Raw genomic sequence first — 18,195 nt, forward strand, 5'->3', positions numbered from 1 at the left:
CATTCCCGTGTTTATGAAAGCGGTAGCGGCAACTTCAAAATCGCGAAAGGGCGGTCATCGCCTGGGTAGCGGTGGTGGCGGACGAGATCCGTAAAGCCCATGGACCGGTACAAGCCAAAGGCACGGTTGGATTCATCGGGGACCTCCGGGGTTGACAGCAACGCCCACTTGCCGGGCGCGTTCCACAGCAGCTCATTAAGCAGCTGCCGGCCCAGACCCTGGCCTTGCATGCGCGGCAAGACGTGAATTTCTGCCACCTCGAAGTAACTGCGTAGTACTTCTGTCTCTTCGGCGCTTAATTCGCCCTTCTTGCGCAGAGCGAGACGCAATTGCCGGTCCCACCAGGAATCGGGGGTGCCCACAAAGCCATAAGCGAGGCCAACGACCCCGGAGGCATCTTCTGCAATTAAGGCTGTAAAGCCAGGTCTAATGACTTCACGTCGCCAAGAAAAGATCCGCCCATCACGAATTGCGGGGTCATAGCCCATGGCACTGATGTAGATATCCACCAACGGGCCGGCGTTGAGCGCGAATTCCTGGGGCGAAAGGCGACGGATTTTTAAAGACACAGCTTCTATCTAACAAAACTTTTGCTCTTTATGGGCGACATTGCCCCTGTTGAATATGAAAGTGCGCGGACTGTCATGAAGATATTGCTGCCATCCTTCGCACAGTGTTCGAAACACCGCAACCTTATGCACTGGAAGAACCTTCCCATATTCGAACAAACGAGCTATAGTGAAGGTGGAATGTACGAACGGGATTCTAAAGTCATAGGCACATCAGCACTAGGGCTACATTGCGCAAGCTAGTAAAAGGAGGCACGGCAATGGGACAGGTAATTTCCGCAACCGCTCGACGAACTCAACGACAGGGTGGTCAGCCTTCGAAGCGTCAGCGTTTTCTGACCCAGGCTGCCCTTTTGCTGGCCGATGCACGTGCGGACGCAGGCAATGGCCGCATGGACCAGGCACTGGAGAAGGCATACCAGGCTGGACTGCGCACTGCTGGAGCTTGCGTTGCGGCATCTGCGACAGTGTCGAAGCGTCGTCGCCTGCCTTCGTCAGCATGGGATCGCTTGGTGCTGGTCGGGGCTGAGGAGAAAGAATGGGCGGAGAAATTCCGCGCATATTCTCGGACTCGGTCCCGCCTTGCGTCAGGCATTGACCGCGAAGTGGCGGACCAGGTGGTTTTCGACTTGATGGATTTGGCCGCCCGCTTTCTGGAGATGACCGAAACTGGCACGCACGATTTTGATGGCCTAGGCGACCAGGCCGCCTAAGACGGCGCCCCAGAAGTGTGAGGACAACGTCGACAAAAGGTGACGCAGGAAACTGCGCTAGTGGGAACTAACTGGCTACTGTGAGCGTTGTATTAGGTAGAACAGGAAATAATGTCACCGAATTGATGATCGGGCACTACGGCGCCTCGGTTATACTGGAAAGAAACCACGGTGACGATTTACTGGCTTAGTTAATACGTAATTAATAGCCCGGACTTATTGGAGGAACAGTGTCTCTTTCAGAGCAAGAGCAGCGCGCACTTCGTGAAATCGAAAAGTCGCTGCTTGCTGAGGATCCCAACTTCGGTGCCTCCGTGTCCAGTGATTCTTCATTCGGTGGCTCCGGCGGCGCAATAACCTTACGCGGCATGGCCCTTGTCGTTGTTGGTTTAGTAATGCTGGTGGGCGGCGTCGCCTTGGCACAAACAAGCTTGTGGTTTGTACTTCTTTCAATCGCAGGATTCCTGGTTATGTTTGGCTCGGGAATTTGGATGCTTTGGGGCTCACGAACTGGTTCCGCTGGTGCTTCCAAAAAGAAAAGGAAGTCCAAGTCAGGTAAAGCAAACTCTGCCGATAGCAATGGCGCTGCGAGCAAGTTAGAAGAAAACTTCCGCCGTCGATTTGAAGAGCGCTAGACACTCACGGTGCCCTAGGTGCCCTAACTTTTACTTTCACATGCCCCGGTCGCTTCTGCGGCCGGGGCATGTGGCGATCTTAGGCCAAGGCGAACCCGACATAGCCCTCTGATGGCCATGCGATTCCAAAACTTCCCACTTTCACCCACCCGCGAACCCCGCTTTGCCCCACCCTGGGCTACTTCGCGTGGCGCAGGGGTGGGGAAGTGCTTTTGTATGGCAAAGTGCCAGCTCGTGCGTGGAATGCGAGAAACAAGTTGATTAAGCAAGAGGATTTGCTATTGGTGCGCGTGTTGCTAAAGGTGTAGAAGTGTCTCCTGGGGCTTGGGAATGAGCGTTTTGGGGAATTCTCCCCACTGAATTTTCATACATCTACCTGCCGCTTTGGTGTCATTGCGGAGATTGCTTGCGTGTAAAACTGTTGAAGGTGGGGGAAAGTGGGGTAGAGTGGGGCGCAGCGGGTTGGAAGTGGTGAGAATCTAGCATTCCCACCGCTTCAAATTTGCAAGAGGAAACCGGCGTTATTTGGCAAGGAAGGTGGACCCGGGATGTTTCTCGGAACCTACACTCCGAAGCTAGATGACAAAGGTCGACTAACACTTCCGGCAAAGTTTCGTGATGAGCTTGCTGGAGGGCTGATGGTGACGAAGGGGCAAGACCACTCTTTGGCTGTGTATCCCCGTGAGGAATTCGCGGAACGAGCACGCAAAGCAGCGGCAGTCTCTCGAACGAATCCGGAAGCGCGTGCGTTTATTCGTAATCTGGCTGCCAGTGCGGATGAGCAAAGGCCTGATGGAAGCGGTCGAATCACACTGTCAGCAGCACACCGTAAGTACGCAAACCTTTCTAAGGAATGTGTAGTTATCGGCTCAGTTGATTTCCTTGAGATTTGGGACGCGGCCGCATGGGCTGAGTACCAGTCGCAAACTGAAGATGCCTACTCGGCAGCTGACGCGGACGATGTCCTCGGCGGCTTGCTCTAAGGCAAATGAAAACTAGAGAGAGTGCGTGTAAGGACTCTGTCTGAGGTTGATGTTCTGGTGTACTTCCCCGATATCAGAGCGTCCCTCGGACAGGGCCCTATACGCACTCGAGTCATCTCAGTGCCCAAATAAGAAGACATATTCGACATGGATACGTGTGCGAATTCAAGCCCAAAGCCAGCAGAAAGGGGGGGACAAGCTCGTGAGCAACACCGACGTCAACTTCGATATCAACGACAACCACGGACATGTCCCCGTCATGCGCGCGCGGATGGCTGAACTGATTGCCCCAGCTGTGGAAGCAGCAGGGGAGAACGCAATCATCATTGATGGCACCCTGGGAGCCGGCGGGCATACCGAGTATTTTCTTCAGAACTTCCCACAAGCACGCGTTATCGGCGTTGACCGAGACGCGGCATCATTAGCTGAAGCTGGCGAAAGGCTTTCGCCCTTTGCCGACCGCTTCGTCGGAGTCAATGAACGCTTCGATGAGATTGGATCAGCCATCGCAGAAGGCGACGGTGAGGTTTTCGAGATTGCACGTCAACACGGCGTTGCCGGCGCACTCTTTGACCTTGGTGTGTCCTCGATGCAACTGGACCAAGCTGACCGCGGCTTCGCCTACAAGGTTGATGCCCCACTAGATATGCGAATGGATCCTTCTGCGGGCATTACCGCCGCAGACGTCCTCAATACCTATTCCCATGGTGAGCTCGCGCATATCTTAAAGATGTACGGCGATGAACGCTTCGCCGGCAAGATTGCCTCCGCAGTTCTGAAAGAACGCGACAAGCAACCCTTTGATACATCGGCTCGACTCGTCGAGCTTTTGTACAACACTATTCCCGCGGCAACCCGCCGCACTGGTGGGCACCCTGCAAAGCGAACCTTCCAGGCGCTACGGGTGGAAGTCAATGGTGAGTTGGAAGCCATTGAACAAGTCATCCCCGTTATTACCTCTGCGCTAAACATCGGTGGCCGGGTCGTATTTATGAGCTATCAGTCGCTTGAAGACAAGCTCGTGAAATCTACGTTTAAGACCCTGACCACGTCATCGACACCGGCAGGCCTTCCAATGGATCTGCCGGGCACCGCTGCTCATTTCAAGACCATCACCCGAGGTTCTGAAAAGGCAACGGAAGCAGAAATTGCAGAAAACCCGCGTGCCGCATCCGTGCGCGTGCGCGCTTTTGAACGATTAGCAGGCGAGCATTCATTTATTCCACCTGGAACTGGGATAGGGGATTAATCAAATGGCAAGATCGACCACAACCAGGACAGAGAGAGCCTCCATGGGAACACGTACCAATCGCACGCAGGCCACATCGACCGATGTTATGGACCGACCTGCTCCTGCCCGAAAGGGTGGCACTGCGACTGCGGCAAGCGGAACCGCGCCGACGCGGGTCCCACGCATGACCCGCAGCACCCGCAGCACCCGTGGAGAACAACGCACCGCAACGCGCACGGTCTCGCCAACGCGTACCACGCGTCGTGAAGTCCCACAGATTACCCCGACGCCGCGCACCTCTCGCTTGGGCTCGCGTCAGGTAGTCACTCAGCGCGGGCGTCGTGTTGCACCCATTAAAAAGGTCACTTTATTCTCGCGCCTGTCCGCTGTGGCAATTGCTTTGCTCATCGGTGGCGTTATCCTAGCGGTTTGGCTTTCGGGTGTTTCTACCTCGCAGACCTTCCGTATTCAGCAACTGACCTTTCAAGAATCCCAGCTTGATAACCAGTTGGAGACTCTCAACCGCGATTTGGAGCAGGTGCGCTCTTCCGCAGATGTTGCGCGCCGTGGTGCAGAAGCCGACATGGGCATTCCTACCCAGCCTGGAATCGTCGAAGTAACTGAAGACGGCTCCGTCGAAGAGCGTCGTCCTGCCACCGAAGGCACCGAAGCCATCATCGATGTCAATGGCGAACCGGTCCGCACCGGCCGAGCTACCAGTGACCCACGCGATACTGAAGGTGTGTCGGATGAACTCAACGCAGTTCCACGCGGCCAGCAGCAGCGCGTAGGTGACGTTAATGCAGATGACGCAATTGAATCCCGTCCAACAACTGAAGAAGAATCAGCAGATGGACCGTTACCAGTTGGTGAAAACCTGGATACTCCCTACCAGTCTGGTGAATAAGGGATATGCCTCCCACAACTAAAGGACTGTTCCGGCTACAGTCATACGGGAAATCAATCCTTAATGGGGCAATCTTTTATCCCGGGGTATTCCTAAATTTTTGAGCATTATGAAGGCAGGTGACACACCACTGTGACTCCACCACATTCGGGTGACCCACGTCGCCGTAGCCGACATGGGGGCGGAGGAAGCTCCCGCAATAATGAGGGGCGCCAGGAAGGTCGCAGTGGACGAGGTCGGCGGCCTTCTTCGCACGCATCCAGGGATTGGTCTACCGATGACCGGGACAATCGCGCTCATTACGGTGCGTCCGCATCCCGCGGCCAAGGCTCTATTGATCGAGAAAACCTCCGTGCTGGCGATATCCGCAGGGAAGACCAGCGTGCCGGAGCTGCTCGCTCTGGTGCTCAGCGAGCTGGCGCTCAGAGAGCAGAAGCTCAACGCGCGCAATCGGCGCGCCCAACGCAACCTGCGCCGCAGGGTGTAAAGAAGAAGATCCTCGCGCAGCACCCAATGATGGCAAAGCGCCTCAACATTGTGATTGCCATTTTGGTCGTTGTGACCATGGCACTGGTGGGCCGCTTGGCTTGGGTGCAAATTGTGTGGGGACCGGAATTATCAGCGCAAGCAGAAGCACAGCGCACGCGCGTGTATGTCGAACCGGCACGCCGTGGTGAGATCGTAGACCGCGACGGGCAGCGTATTGCGTACACCATGGCGGCACGGTCGTTGACTGTTTCGCCGACTCGTTTGCGTGATGAACTTCGTGAGCAAGAAGAGCTGGAAGCGCAAAACGACGATAAGTTGGCTGGGATGAGCGAGAAGGAACAAAATGAGTTCCTCGATGACCGCGTCACCGCTCGCCTGGAAGAAATGGCAGAGGGAATTCCAGATGCCATTGAGGAATCAGGGGTATCAACGTCTGATATCGATGAAGACCAGATCATGGATAAATTGCGTGCCGATACGCAATATGAAGTGCTCGTGCGCAATGTCGATCCAGATATCGCCGTGGAAATCTCCAACAAGTACCACGGTGTCGCAGCTGACCACCAAGATATTCGCCAGTATCCCAACGGGGCGATTGCTGAAAACATCGTCGGTAAGGTCTCCATGGATGGCCAGGGTCAGTTCGGCTTTGAAGCCTCCGGCGACTCGCTTTTGACCGGTATTGATGGCCGCTCGACGGAAGATGTCTCTACCGATGGGCAGCTGATCCCCGGTACGGTGCGCGATGAAGTCGAAGCTATCGATGGCTCCGATGTGCAGCTGACCTTGGACTTGGACTTGCAAACTTATGTCCAGCAGAAGCTGGAACAGGCAGTGGACAACTCCGGCGCAAAGATGGGCGAGGCCGTGGTGCTGGATGCCGTTACCGGCCAAGTGCTGTCGATGGCTAATTCTGGAACCATCGATCCGAATAAGGATATTGAAAAACAACTCGAAGAAGGCAAAGACTTCGAAAACCGTTCTATTTCGCACCCCTATGAACCAGGATCCGTAGCCAAGGTAGTCACAGCCGCGGCGGCGATCGAAGAAGGGCTGACCACTCCAGAAGAAGTACACCAGGTGCCGGGATCGATTGACGTTGCTGGTGTCACTGTGGCGGATGCGTGGCAGCACGGCGTGGAGCCGTATACCACCGCAGGTATTTTCGGTAAGTCTTCTAACGTCGGTACATTGCAGATTGCGCAGCGACTGGGCGAGGAAAAATTTGCCGAGTACTTGGAGAAATTCGGCTTAGGCGAAACCACCGGCATTGAGCTGCCGAATGAGTCTTCTGGTTTGTTGCCACCGCTCGAGCAGTGGTCGGGTGGCACCTTTGCCAACCTACCCATTGGCCAGGGTATGTCATGGACTACCTTGCAGATGGCCAGTGTCTATCAAGCAATGGCTAACGATGGTGAGCTTATTCAGCCGCGGATCATTGACAACATCACCGACGCTGAAGGCAAAGACGTTCCCCAGGAAGAACCAGGGACTACTCAAGTTGTCTCGCCAGAGACGGCACGAACCGTCGTGGATATGTTCCGCTCGACCTTCCAAGATGATCCGTCGTATGTCCAAAACGGTACCGCGATGGGCAATGAAATTGAGGGATACCAGCTTTCGGGCAAGACCGGCACCGCGCAAAAGGTAGACCCAGAAACCGGTGCGTATTCCGAAAGCTCCTACTGGATTACATTTGCCGGTATTGCTCCTGCTGATGACCCACGTTTCGTTGTCGCCATCATGCTCGATGAGCCCAAGTCGGGCACGAATCCAGATGGTTCCGGTGGACAGTCCGCCGCACCGCTATTTAGTGATATTGCAGCTTGGTTGCTCAACCGCGATAACATTCCGACTTCGCCCGAAGGAAAACGATGGGTAATGACGCAGAATTAGCAGCACACTTCATGCCCGTTAAGACACAGACTATAAAGACCGAACAGACAAGGACGCAGCTGACATGACCACGACTTTAAAGAAGTTGGCGGAAATCGCGCGCGGTGAAATCATTGGTGATGGCACAGTGACCGTGGACGCCATTACTTTGGATTCACGATTAGTCGAATCCGAACACCTTTTTGCTGCTGTTCCCGGCACGCGCACCCACGGTGCAGAATTTGCGGCACAGACATCTGCCAAAGCAGTGCTTACCGATGCCGCCGGCGTGGACATCCTCAACGGCTCAGATACGGCGGAAAGCTTCGATCGCCCCATCATTGTTGTCGATGATATTCGCGCAGTGCTCGGTGATATTTCCGCTGAGATTTATGGACACCCTACGCAGAATCTGACAGTTCTGGGAGTAACGGGTACCTCCGGTAAAACCACGACTACTTATTTATTGGAGTCGGGACTTCTCGCTGCGGGCTATTCCACCGGGCTGATTGGCACCACCGGTACACGCATTAACCGCACCCCGGTCGATACACAGTTGACCACTCCAGAAGCACCAACCTTGCAAGAGCTTTTCGCGCGGATGGTGGATGAGGGCGTGACCCATGTGGTCATGGAAGTTTCTTCGCATGCCCTAGACCTCGGCCGAGTCCAAGGCGTGGACTTTGCTGTCGGAGGATTTACCAACCTGTCCCAGGACCACTTGGATTTCCACCCCACTATGGAGGAGTACTTCTCCGCGAAGGCGAAGCTTTTTGTTGGCAACAATGCCGCGCGTCATGCCGTGGTGTGCATTAATGATGATTGGGGAGAGCGTCTAGCCGACCAAGTCGATGCCGAAGACATTCCGCTGACGGTCGTTTCTACCACCGGGGCGATTGTTCATACCGGCGACGAAGGCTCGGTCGCCGAAGCCGATGAAATGTTGCGCGAACGAACTCGTGAATTGTTGGTTCCGGGCACCGTCGTGGCGTGGCAACAGTCCGTGGAGACCACGGGAGAGCAGCAAGTTGCGCTGGAAATCAACCCACCGCGCGAGAGCGAAGTCATCCAGGCAGAGATGGCGCGTTCTTTTGACTTCCGCTTGCCGCTGCCGGGTGATTTCAACATCGCCAATGCAGGGCTTGCCGTCGGCATGGCCAGTGCGGCGGGCATTGATTTGGATACCTTTATTACTGCCTTAACCAAAGTTGCCGTCCCTGGGCGCATGCAGCGTATCGATGAAGGCCAAGACTTCGTCGCCGTCGTAGATTACGCGCACAAGCCGGCAGCTATCGAAGCTGTGCTAGAGACCCTGCGGTCCCAGCTAGAGTCAGCCGGAAACACTGCGCAAGGTCGCCTGGGAGTTGTTGTGGGCGCCGGTGGCGACCGTGACTCCTCCAAGCGCGGATTGATGGGCGCTGCTGCGGCTAAGGCTGCGGATTTCGTTGTGGTCACAGATGATAACCCCCGCACGGAAGATCCCGCGCCAATTCGTGAAGCAGTCATGGCTGGCGCCCGGGAGGCCGCGGAAGAGAGCAACCGGCCGGTTGAGATTGTTGAAATCGCATCGCGTGCCGATGCCATCGACGCCGTGGTCAACTGGGCCCACGACGGTGACGCTGTCATCGTGGTGGGTAAAGGCCATGAAGTCGGACAACTCATCGGAGGGACCATGCACCACTTCGATGACCGAGAAGAACTATCCCGCGCACTACAATCAAAGCGAGCAGCACAGGCACACGCCGCTGACGACTCCACTGGGAGGCATAAGTGATTGACTTAACACTCAAGGAAATCGCCGACATCGTCGGAGGATCCTTAGACAGCGTCGACGACCCTGACGCACGCGTGACGGGGTTCGTCGAGTTTGATTCGCGCAAGGTTGCCCCAGGCGGGCTCTTCCTGTGCTTTCCAGGTGCGAAAGTCGATGGCCACGATTTTGCAGAAAAGGCTATCGAGCAAGGTGCAGTAGCGGTCTTAGCAGCGCGAGAAGTCGGCGTTCCAGCAATCGTTGTTCAGCCCACTGGGCGCATTGAAGGCGACGGCGCGAATGCCGATATCTATGCCAATGATGCAGATGGTTCTGCAGCCGCCGTGGTGCGTGCGTTATCTGATCTCGCGCACTATGTGACGACGAAGCTTACGTCAGAACACGATCTGAGCATCATCGGAGTTACCGGTTCCGCAGGTAAGACCTCGACGAAGGACTTGATTGCCACCATCTTGCGCAATGACGGGGAAACCGTTGCGCCTCCCGGCTCTTTCAACAATGAAATTGGGCACCCTTATACCGCGCTGCGCTGCGATGTGGATACCAAATACCTCGTGGCTGAGCTTTCCGCACGCGGCATTGGGCACATAAAACACCTCACTGATATCGCAACACCACGCATCGGAGTAGTGCTCAATGTGGGCACCGCGCATCTGGGTGAGTTTGGATCACGGGAAAATATCGCGATTGCCAAAGGCGAGCTGGTCGAATCTTTGCCGGATGTCTCCGAGGGCGGTGTCGCCGTATTAAATGCGGATGATCCTTTCGTGGCGGCGATGGCAAAGCGAACCACCGCCAAAGTGGTGACGTATTCTTCGGCGAACCCGCCAGCGGTCGGCGCAGATTATTATGCCACCAACATCACGTTGGATAACGTCGCGCGCCCGTCATTTACTCTGCATGCCCCTGGCGTCAAGCCAGTATCGGTGACTTTGCAGGTCTTCGGCGTGCACCAGGTGTCTAATTCTCTTGCCGCGGCAGCAGCAGCCATCGAGGCCGGACTGTCTGTGGAATCAGTGGCGGATTCTTTGAGTGGGCATCGTAACGCGTCTGCACACCGCATGGATGTGCATACCCGTGCCGATGGTGTCACCATTATCAATGACTCTTATAATGCGAACCCGGATTCTATGCGGGCTGCGATCGCAGCATTGGGCTATACCACCTCGGGCCGACCTGATGCGCGCTCCATTGCTGTTCTCGGTGAAATGGGAGAGCTGGGAGATGACGCCATCGAGGAGCACTACAGCCTAGGTGCTGAGCTGGCGAAATTTGATGTCCACACCCTGATTGTTGTTGGCGAAACTGCTAATGGCGAGGCGATGGCTAGTGCCGCAGCCGAACGCGGTATAAATACTATGGTTAGCCGGGATATCGATGAAGCCATTTGGCACATCGAGGACGTCCTCAACACCCCGCCCGCGGGGGTTGAAGATTGGTCTGCACGCGAGATGAAAGACGTGGTCCTGGTCAAAGCCTCCAACGCACAACGTTTGTGGCTGGTCTCTGAACGCCTGCTCAACGGCGAAGATTAAAAGGATAGTGATGAAACAATGACTCAGATAATGGCCTCCGGCGTCATCAGCTTCCTTGTGGCGATCTTCTTTACTCCATGGCTGATCCGATATTTCTCTAACGCCGGCAAAGGCCAAGAGATTCGCGAGGACGGTCCGAAGTCGCACTTGCGCAAGCGCGGAACTCCAACCATGGGCGGCGTGGCCATCCTGGCGGGCATTGTCATCGCGTATTTATCCGTCAATACCTATGGCTCAATTACCGGAACCGGCGGGTTTACCATTTCCGGAATCCTGGTTCTAGGCTTGACTTTGGGCCTCGGTGCATTGGGCTTTGCCGATGACTTCATCAAACTATTCAAATCCCGCAACCTTGGATTGAATAAGACCGCGAAGCTGGTGGGCCAGCTCGCCTTGGCATTGGCGTTTGGTCTATTGGTCCTGCAGTTTCCCGATGACAATGACCTAACGCCTGCGACTACGCACTTGTCCTTTGTGCGCGATATCCCGACGTTTAATATCGCCATCGGACCCACCATCATCGGCATCATTATTTTCTTGGTGTTTATGTACATCTTGATTGCCGCGTGGTCGAATGCCGTCAACCTCACCGATGGCCTCGATGGCCTGGCGGCAGGCTCTACCGCCTTTGTCATGGGCGCGTACACCATCATCACGTTCTGGCAATTCCGCAACTCCTGTGAAACTGGCTTCGTCGCTGGTTGCTACCAGGTACGCGACCCGCTGGACTTGGCCATCTTGGCTGCCGCTGGTTTGGGTGGCACCCTGGGCTTTTTGTGGTGGAATGCGGCCCCAGCAAAAATCTTTATGGGCGATACCGGCTCCTTGGCACTCGGTGGCCTCGTCGCTGGTTTGTCCGTAACCACCCGCACGGAGCTGCTGATGATCATCATCGGTGCACTGTTCGTGGTGGAGGCGGCATCGGTTGTCATCCAGGTATTTGTATTTAAGACCTCCGGAAAGCGCTTTTTCCGCATGGCGCCGATTCACCACCACTTCGAAAATGGTGGCTGGCCGGAAACGGCGGTTGTTACCCGATTCTGGTTGCTTGCCGGCATGGCAGCGATGGCCGGCGTGGGCATTTTCTACGGCGAATGGCTCCTTGCCACCGGCGCCAGCATTCTTTAAGAAAGGCTGAACTAGCTTATGGATTCCACACTGAAGCTTCCACGAACAGTTTTGGTCGCTGGCGGTGGGGTATCAGGCCGCGGGTGTGCCACTATTTTGCGTGAGCTTGGCGCCGACGTCACCGTTGCCGACGGCAATGCCCACACTCGTGATGAGCTGGCAGCTGAACTGGGCGTGGCCACCATCGATCCCGCTGAGGTTGATTTTGCTACCTCTAGCTTTGACGTCGTGGTGACCTCTCCCGGGTGGCGCCCGAATTCACCACTGTTGGTGGATGCCCAAGCAGCTGGACTCGAAGTCATTGGCGATGTGGAACTAGCCTGGCGCCTCGACCAAGCTGAAACCTTTGGGCCTTCACGGACCTGGTTGGTTGTTACGGGCACGAATGGCAAGACGACCACCACCGGCATGTTGACCGCCATGATGCAGGCGAATGAAGAAACTTCTGGCCTGCGCGCCGCTGCGGCCGGCAACATTGGCGTTTCGCTATTTACCGCCTTGGCCGCGCAACCGCGCGTGGATGTGCTGTGCGTGGAGCTATCGTCTTTCCAATTGCACTGGTCAAAGTCACTGCGACCTCAGGTGGGCACCGTGTTAAATCTGGCGGAAGACCATATTGACTGGCATGGCAGCTTCGAAGGCTATGCCCTCGATAAAGCCAAGGCCTTCCTCGGCGATGTGGCTGTGGTCGGCCAAGATGACCCACGCGTGGTAGACGCTGCCGTAAAGATTCGCCCGCGCGGCGAAGTCACCAGCTTTAGCGCTGGCGCGCCACAAGATGGTGGGGTCGGAGTAATCGACGACGAGATTGTGGTGGGCCTTCCACCCGTGCCACTGGCTAGCGCGAAAGGTATTGAACCGGCGGGTATCGCAGGTGTCTTAGATGCGTGCGCTGCTGCGGCGGTGGCGCATGCGGCAGGCGCGAGTGCGGCATCGATAAGCGCTGGCTTGGCGTCGTACCGCGTGGACTCGCACCGTGGTCAAGTGGTGCACGACGCCGGTGGTGTGACATTTATTGATAATTCCAAAGCCACCAATCCACATGCCGTGGAAGCAGCGCTGGCGGGATTATCCAATGTCATTTGGATTGCGGGCGGCCAACTCAAAGGCGCGGAAGTAGATGACTTAATCAGCAACCATCACACAGCGATGAAAGCCGCAGTGCTTTTGGGACAAGACCAAGAAATCATCGCCGAGGCCATTGAACGATATGCGCCGGAGCTTGCTGTCATTAACATTGCGGAGACCGACGGGGAGCTGGCGATGCAACGCAGCGTCGCGGCCGCCATTCAACACGCCGAGGCAGGAGATACCGTGCTTTTAGCACCCGCTGCGGCATCGTTGGATATGTATTCAGGAATGGGCGAGCGTGGCGATCTTTTCGCCACCTACGCACGACAACTATGCCAAGGTGAGGAGCTTTAACCATGACGGCGTCTGAGCCACGGGCAAGCACAGCACATCCCTCTCCACGCAAAAACACAACGGGTTGGGCAACCGGCATCAAGGAGTATTTAGACTCCCGCGCCGGCCTTGACTACCTGATGCTGCGGATTATCATCTTCCTGCTTATTGGCATTGGCGTCATCATGGTGTTTTCCTCCTCGATGGCGACCTCTTATGTGCAATCAACAGGCGTGTGGACCGAAGCCATTCGCCAGACCCTGATGGTTGGCGTTGGCCTATTTCTTTTCTGGATAGCGCTGCGCTTTCGGCCGTCTTTTGTGCGCAAGCTCGTGCCGTGGGTACTTTTGCTATCCATTATCCTGCTGGTTGCCGTACTTATCCCTGGCATTGGTACCGGCCGTGAAGAAGTAGGTTCACAATCCTGGATTATTCTGGGGCCGATGAGCCTGCAGCCTTCCGAGCTGGCGCGTGTGGCCATCGGGCTTTTCGGTGCCACCACCTTGGCCGATAAGGTCCACACGAGTTTCAATCTGCGTGATCCCTTCACCATGTATTCGCTGATTGCAGCCATGATGTTTGGCTTGATCATTGCCCAAGGCGATGTGGGCATGGCGATGTCTTTTGCCGTCGTCGTGATTTTCACGCTCTTTTTTGCTGGTGTGAATTGGAGCGTTATTGCCATCTTGGCGGTCATCGCTGTACTCGCTGCGCTGGGACTTTTCTTAGGCGGCGGTTTCCGCTCAAATCGTTTCCACACGTACTTTGACGCATTGCGCGGCGATTTCGCCGATACCCAGGGAACAGGCTTTCAGGCCTATCAAGGCTTCCTGTCACTAGCGGACGGCGGTCTTACCGGCGTGGGCATTGGCCAGTCCCGTGCAAAATGGTTCTATCTTCCCGAGGCGAAAAACGACTTCGTCTTCGCCATCTTGGGTGAAGAACTCGGACTACTCGGCGGGGCACTGGTTATCGTGCTCTTCGCGCTGCTGGGCTTTTTCGGAATCCGCACCGCGATGCGCGCACAAAACCAATTCCAGGCACTGATGGCAGCGACCTTGACCGCTGGTGTTGTCGCGCAGGCATTTTTCAATATCGGTTATGTCGTCGGCCTGCTGCCGGTGACCGGTATTCAGCTGCCGATGATTTCTGCGGGTGGTACTTCGGCGATTATTACCATTGCGTCGATGGGCTTGCTCGCGAATGTTGCGCGCCATGAGCCCATGCAGATCTCTGCGATGCAAAATTATGGTCGCCCACTCTTTGACCGCATCTTCAATATCCCCGAACCTGACCCCATCGATGGCGTTGCGCGACGCGGCCGTCACTCCGCGCCCAGCCGTCGGGCTGCGAGCCGCACCACCGCTCAAGTTACCGCTGAGCGCGCGAATGAAAACGGCATGGGGCGTGATCCCGAGGGCGAAGTACTGCACCGGGCACAAGGCGGCGATTATCGCCGAGCTGATGGTCGACGCGCAGGATATAATCGCGAGCAAACCCGTCGCGGCGAGACCCGTCGCGCACGCGATGCCGAGCGCGAAAAGCGCTTTGGTCAAGCAGTGACTGATAACCGGCGCCCACGTGAGAAAAGGTAGGCTAAACCCATGAACAAGGCTAAATTATCGGTCGTCATTGCAGGTGGCGGCACCGCCGGCCACATTGAGCCTGCGTTGGCGGTAGGGGAAGCACTAAAAACCGAGCACGGTGCGCGCATTACGGCACTGGGCACGAAGAAGGGCCTAGAAGGGGAAATCATTCCTGCCCGCGGGGTGGATTTGCGCATGATCGATCCTGTCCCGATTCCGCGTAAGCCGAGCATGGATATGGCCAAGCTGCCATACCGGCTCAGCAAAGCCGTGTTGCAAACTCGCGCTGTGTTGAAAAACGTAAACGCGCAGGCAGTCTTCGGAACCGGCGGCTATGTGGCTGCTCCGGCTTATCTTGCGGCAAAGTCCATGGGCCTGCCTTTTTATGTCCTAGAAACCAATGCTTTGGCAGGTATGGCCAATAAACTAGGCGTCAAGCTTGGGGGAGTAGGCCTTAACGCCACTCCTAATTCCGGTATGGCCGGGGAAGTAGTAGGCATCCCAGTTCGCTCTGAACTTGGCCAAGATCCTGATGGCGAAGCCGCAGCGCGCGGGCGCGAGCAGTGGGGACTAGATGACTCCAAGCCGGTGCTATTGGTCACCGGTGGTTCCCAAGGCGCGGCCTCTATTAACGCCGCGGTTGCAGAAGCGTTGCCAGGTCTGCTGGAACACGTGCAGGTTCTGCATGCCTACGGCCCACGCAATGAGGCACCGCAAGCTGAAGAAGGCTATGTTCCGGTACCTTATATTGATGATATGGCCGCGGCGATTGCCGTTGCCGATCTTACGGTCTGCCGTTCCGGGGCCATGACCGTGGCAGAAATTACCGCCGCCGGTTTGCCCGCCATTTACGTGCCTCTGCCACATGGCAATGGTGAACAAGCGCTGAATTCTCAACCGGTAGTTGACGCCGGCGGAGCAGTGATGATCCCTGATGCGGAGCTCGATGGGCAACGCTTGACGGAAGAAGTCATGCAGATCGCACGGGATCCGCACAAGCGCGAAGAGATGGTTGCTGCCGCGGAAAGCAGTGGCGCGGGTGATGTCTCGAAGATGCTGGCGGACCGTATCGCCGCTCATGTTAGAAAAGAACAAGAAAAGGACTCCAACTAGGTGATTACCCCAATCGAACTCTCGCGCGTGCACATGATTGGCATCGGCGGTTCCGGCATGTCCGGTCTCGCGCGCATTCTTCTCTCACGCGGGATGGAAGTATCCGGCTCTGATGTCAAAGACTCCACTCCAGTAGAAGTTCTGCGCACCATGGGCGCGAAGGTATCCGTCACCCACAAGGCAGCAAACTTAGACTTGCTGGGGCAAAAGCCCACCGTCGTGGTCACTTCCTTTGCCGCTATTCCGCAAGATAATCCGGAGCTGGTGGCAGCACGGGAGGCAGATATTCCTGTCATTCGCCGCTCTGACCTCTTAGCCGAGCTCATGCAAGACCGCACTCAGGTCCTGCTAGCTGGCACCCACGGCAAGACCTCGACGACGTCGATGGTGGTCTCTGCCTTGCAGGCTGCGGGCAAAGACCCGTCATTTGCTATTGGCGGGCAGCTCAACCGTGCCGGCACTAATGCCCATCACGGCAAGGATGACATCTTCGTGGCCGAAGCCGATGAGTCTGACGCCTCGCTGTTGCGCTATGACCCCGATATCGCGGTCATTACCAATATTGAGCCTGACCACCTGGACTACTTCGGATCTGCAGAGGCTTATTTCCAGGTCTTTGATGATTTCGCTGAGCGCATCAAGCCCAATGGCACGCTGATTGTCTGCGTCGAAGATGAGCACGCTGCAGAACTCGGCCGTCGCGCCGTAGAAAGCGGCGTGCAGGTTGTGGGTTACGGCTCTTCGAAAGCCCTGGCCCAACATCCTGATATCACACCAGGGGCGGAGATTCTCACTGAAGAAGTAGGACGCGAAACCACGGCGGTGACCGTCAAGCTTCCATCCGGCGAAGTCAGCTATGACTTGCAGATTCCCGGACACCACATGGTGTTAAACTCGGCCGCTGCACTCATCGCTGGTGAACTTGCCGGGGCCAAGGCACAGGCTTTGGCTGAAGGCTTGAGCGATTTTACCGGTGTGCGCCGTCGCTTTGAATACCGCGGCACCGCCGGCGACAATATCCGCGTTTATGACGACTATGCGCACCACCCCACAGAGGTTGCTGCAGTACTCGGTGCGGCACGCGAAAAGGTGACTGCTGAAGGCCTGGGCGGGCGTGTTGTCGTGTGCTTCCAGCCGCACCTGTTCTCGCGCACGATTGAGTTTGCGAATGAATTTGCTAAAGCATTGTCGCTTGCCGATGCCGTGGTGCTGCTCGATATCTTTGGCGCGCGCGAACAACCGGTCGAGGGAGTGTCCTCACGGATCATCAGCGATAAGATCGCAGATGACGTCGATGTCACCTACGAACCAGATTTCTCGGCTGCACGCCAGACAGTGGCGGAAATGACCAACAGTAATGACTTGGTGTTGACCATGGGCGCTGGCTCCGTGACGCTGCAAGCGGCCGAAATTTTGGAGGAGATCCAAGGCTAGATGAAAATTTCTTCTCAGCTCATCGCCAAAATTGTGGGCATTATTGTCGCAATTGCTGTGGTCGTAGGTTTGGCCGTGTATTTCTTCCCGGTGTTTCGCGTCAATAACGTGGAAATCACCGGCAATGAGCATTTGACCAATGAACAGATCGAAGAAGCAGCGGGCGTGCCTGATGGCGCGAACCTGCTGCGGATCAATGCACACGACGTTGCGCAAAAAGTGGTCGACCTACCGTGGGTATCTGCCGCCACAGTGGGGCGTAGCCTGCCTAATACCTTGGTTGTTGAGCTTGATGAACGCAAAGTAGCGGCCTATGTGGATGCGGATGATGGCCCGCACTTGATTGATACCGACGGTCGTGAATTTATTATCGATCAGCCACCGGCAGAAGCAGTGGAGATCACCGGTGAATGGGATCCTGAAACTTTGTCAGATCCAGTTGATGTGATTACGGCGATTCCCGAAGAATTACGCCGGACCATTGAGCGCGTCGACGTCGTCGAGCCTTATGTCATGCGCGTGTATATGGACGATGGACGAACCATCACGTGGGGTGCCAATGAAGACAATGAAGATAAGGCGCGCGCACTAGCTACGGTTTTGCAGATGGAGGGCGATAATTGGAATATTTCTAACCCCTCACTTGTCAGCCGACCCTGACTTCACCGTATGCTGGGGGACGAGCAAAACCGCATGTCAGCAACTCTAAACCCAAGGTTGAGGGTAGCGACACGCGGCGAAATGAACCCGAAAATTACAGCGGTGTCGTCGATGATGGAATCAACGCGTCGATTCCTCGTTGACGAACCAGACATTCCACGA

Annotated in this window: 15 protein-coding genes; 14 read left to right on the forward strand and 1 reads right to left on the reverse strand. The window is 56.1% G+C overall.

The window, feature by feature from the left end; translation table 11 throughout:
- Positions 1–11 precede the first annotated feature (11 nt).
- The gene (locus tag CAMM_RS04935) at positions 12–569 is read right to left on the reverse strand and encodes a GNAT family N-acetyltransferase (RefSeq protein ID WP_003845211.1); all 558 of its coding nucleotides are present in this window, start codon (positions 567–569) and stop codon (positions 12–14) included.
- A 260-nt stretch (positions 570–829) separates the two neighbouring features.
- On the opposite strand from CAMM_RS04935, the gene CAMM_RS04940 reads away from it, so the two are divergent.
- The 14 genes from CAMM_RS04940 (at position 830) to CAMM_RS05010 (ending at position 18,033) form a co-directional block, all read left to right on the forward strand.
- Positions 830–1,282, forward strand: a complete 453-nt coding sequence (locus CAMM_RS04940) for an SAV_6107 family HEPN domain-containing protein (RefSeq protein ID WP_003845212.1) — start codon at positions 830–832, stop codon at positions 1,280–1,282.
- Between the two features lie 230 nt (positions 1,283–1,512).
- Complete coding sequence (locus CAMM_RS04945; RefSeq protein ID WP_003845213.1) at positions 1,513–1,917, forward strand: DUF3040 domain-containing protein; 405 nt, start codon at positions 1,513–1,515, stop codon at positions 1,915–1,917.
- A gap of 548 nt (positions 1,918–2,465) precedes the next feature.
- Complete coding sequence (gene mraZ / locus CAMM_RS04950) at positions 2,466–2,900, forward strand: division/cell wall cluster transcriptional repressor MraZ (RefSeq protein WP_003845214.1); 435 nt, start codon at positions 2,466–2,468, stop codon at positions 2,898–2,900.
- Between the two features lie 202 nt (positions 2,901–3,102).
- Positions 3,103–4,149: a 16S rRNA (cytosine(1402)-N(4))-methyltransferase RsmH gene (gene rsmH / locus CAMM_RS04955; RefSeq protein ID WP_040354300.1), complete on the forward strand. Its 1,047-nt coding sequence runs from the start codon at positions 3,103–3,105 to the stop codon at positions 4,147–4,149.
- Positions 4,150–4,192: 43 nt separating this feature from the next.
- Complete coding sequence (gene ftsL / locus CAMM_RS12865) at positions 4,193–5,038, forward strand: cell division protein FtsL (RefSeq protein WP_147581044.1); 846 nt, start codon at positions 4,193–4,195, stop codon at positions 5,036–5,038.
- Positions 5,039–5,551: 513 nt separating this feature from the next.
- The gene (locus tag CAMM_RS04970) at positions 5,552–7,423 is read left to right on the forward strand and encodes a peptidoglycan D,D-transpeptidase FtsI family protein (RefSeq protein ID WP_003845218.1); all 1,872 of its coding nucleotides are present in this window, start codon (positions 5,552–5,554) and stop codon (positions 7,421–7,423) included.
- Between the two features lie 64 nt (positions 7,424–7,487).
- Positions 7,488–9,176: a UDP-N-acetylmuramoyl-L-alanyl-D-glutamate--2,6-diaminopimelate ligase gene (locus tag CAMM_RS04975; RefSeq protein WP_003845219.1), complete on the forward strand. Its 1,689-nt coding sequence runs from the start codon at positions 7,488–7,490 to the stop codon at positions 9,174–9,176.
- On the forward strand, positions 9,173–10,708 hold the full coding sequence (locus CAMM_RS04980) for a UDP-N-acetylmuramoyl-tripeptide--D-alanyl-D-alanine ligase (RefSeq protein WP_003845220.1): 1,536 nt from the start codon (positions 9,173–9,175) through the stop codon (positions 10,706–10,708). Before CAMM_RS04975 ends, CAMM_RS04980 begins: the two co-directional genes overlap by 4 nt.
- 18 nt (positions 10,709–10,726) lie before the next feature.
- Positions 10,727–11,836: a phospho-N-acetylmuramoyl-pentapeptide-transferase gene (gene mraY, locus CAMM_RS04985; protein WP_003845221.1), complete on the forward strand. Its 1,110-nt coding sequence runs from the start codon at positions 10,727–10,729 to the stop codon at positions 11,834–11,836.
- An 18-nt stretch (positions 11,837–11,854) separates the two neighbouring features.
- A complete protein-coding gene (gene murD / locus CAMM_RS04990) occupies positions 11,855–13,261 on the forward strand; it encodes a UDP-N-acetylmuramoyl-L-alanine--D-glutamate ligase (protein ID WP_003845222.1) in 1,407 nt (468 codons plus the stop codon).
- A 2-nt stretch (positions 13,262–13,263) separates the two neighbouring features.
- Positions 13,264–14,835: an FtsW/RodA/SpoVE family cell cycle protein gene (locus CAMM_RS04995; protein ID WP_003845224.1), complete on the forward strand. Its 1,572-nt coding sequence runs from the start codon at positions 13,264–13,266 to the stop codon at positions 14,833–14,835.
- A 9-nt stretch (positions 14,836–14,844) separates the two neighbouring features.
- A complete protein-coding gene (gene murG, locus CAMM_RS05000; protein ID WP_003845225.1) occupies positions 14,845–15,939 on the forward strand; it encodes an undecaprenyldiphospho-muramoylpentapeptide beta-N-acetylglucosaminyltransferase in 1,095 nt (364 codons plus the stop codon).
- A gap of 33 nt (positions 15,940–15,972) precedes the next feature.
- Positions 15,973–17,373 (forward strand): UDP-N-acetylmuramate--L-alanine ligase, encoded by a 1,401-nt coding sequence (murC, locus tag CAMM_RS05005; protein WP_050759781.1) that lies wholly within the window; start codon positions 15,973–15,975, stop codon positions 17,371–17,373.
- A complete protein-coding gene (locus tag CAMM_RS05010; RefSeq protein ID WP_003845228.1) occupies positions 17,374–18,033 on the forward strand; it encodes a cell division protein FtsQ/DivIB in 660 nt (219 codons plus the stop codon). It begins immediately after the preceding gene.
- The last annotated feature ends 162 nt before the right edge of the window (positions 18,034–18,195 follow it).

Origin of the sequence: Corynebacterium ammoniagenes DSM 20306, from assembly GCF_001941425.1 — a bacterium.
Classification (GTDB): domain Bacteria; phylum Actinomycetota; class Actinomycetes; order Mycobacteriales; family Mycobacteriaceae; genus Corynebacterium; species Corynebacterium ammoniagenes.

What these genes read in the sequence shown, in the direction of transcription:
- murD (WP_003845222.1), top strand. Translation starts at nt 11,855, where the DNA reads ATGGATTCCACACTGAAGCTTCCACGAACAGTTTTGGTCGCTGGCGGT.
- CAMM_RS04940 (WP_003845212.1), top strand. Translation starts at nt 830, where the DNA reads ATGGGACAGGTAATTTCCGCAACCGCTCGACGAACTCAACGACAGGGT.
- CAMM_RS04995 (WP_003845224.1), top strand. Translation starts at nt 13,264, where the DNA reads ATGACGGCGTCTGAGCCACGGGCAAGCACAGCACATCCCTCTCCACGC.
- mraZ (WP_003845214.1), top strand. Translation starts at nt 2,466, where the DNA reads ATGTTTCTCGGAACCTACACTCCGAAGCTAGATGACAAAGGTCGACTA.
- murG (WP_003845225.1), top strand. Translation starts at nt 14,845, where the DNA reads ATGAACAAGGCTAAATTATCGGTCGTCATTGCAGGTGGCGGCACCGCC.
- CAMM_RS04970 (WP_003845218.1), top strand. Translation starts at nt 5,552, where the DNA reads ATGATGGCAAAGCGCCTCAACATTGTGATTGCCATTTTGGTCGTTGTG.
- murC (WP_050759781.1), top strand. Translation starts at nt 15,973, where the DNA reads ATGATTGGCATCGGCGGTTCCGGCATGTCCGGTCTCGCGCGCATTCTT.
- CAMM_RS05010 (WP_003845228.1), top strand. Translation starts at nt 17,374, where the DNA reads ATGAAAATTTCTTCTCAGCTCATCGCCAAAATTGTGGGCATTATTGTC.
- CAMM_RS04975 (WP_003845219.1), top strand. Translation starts at nt 7,488, where the DNA reads ATGACCACGACTTTAAAGAAGTTGGCGGAAATCGCGCGCGGTGAAATC.
- ftsL (WP_147581044.1), top strand. Translation starts at nt 4,193, where the DNA reads ATGGGAACACGTACCAATCGCACGCAGGCCACATCGACCGATGTTATG.
- mraY (WP_003845221.1), top strand. Translation starts at nt 10,727, where the DNA reads ATGACTCAGATAATGGCCTCCGGCGTCATCAGCTTCCTTGTGGCGATC.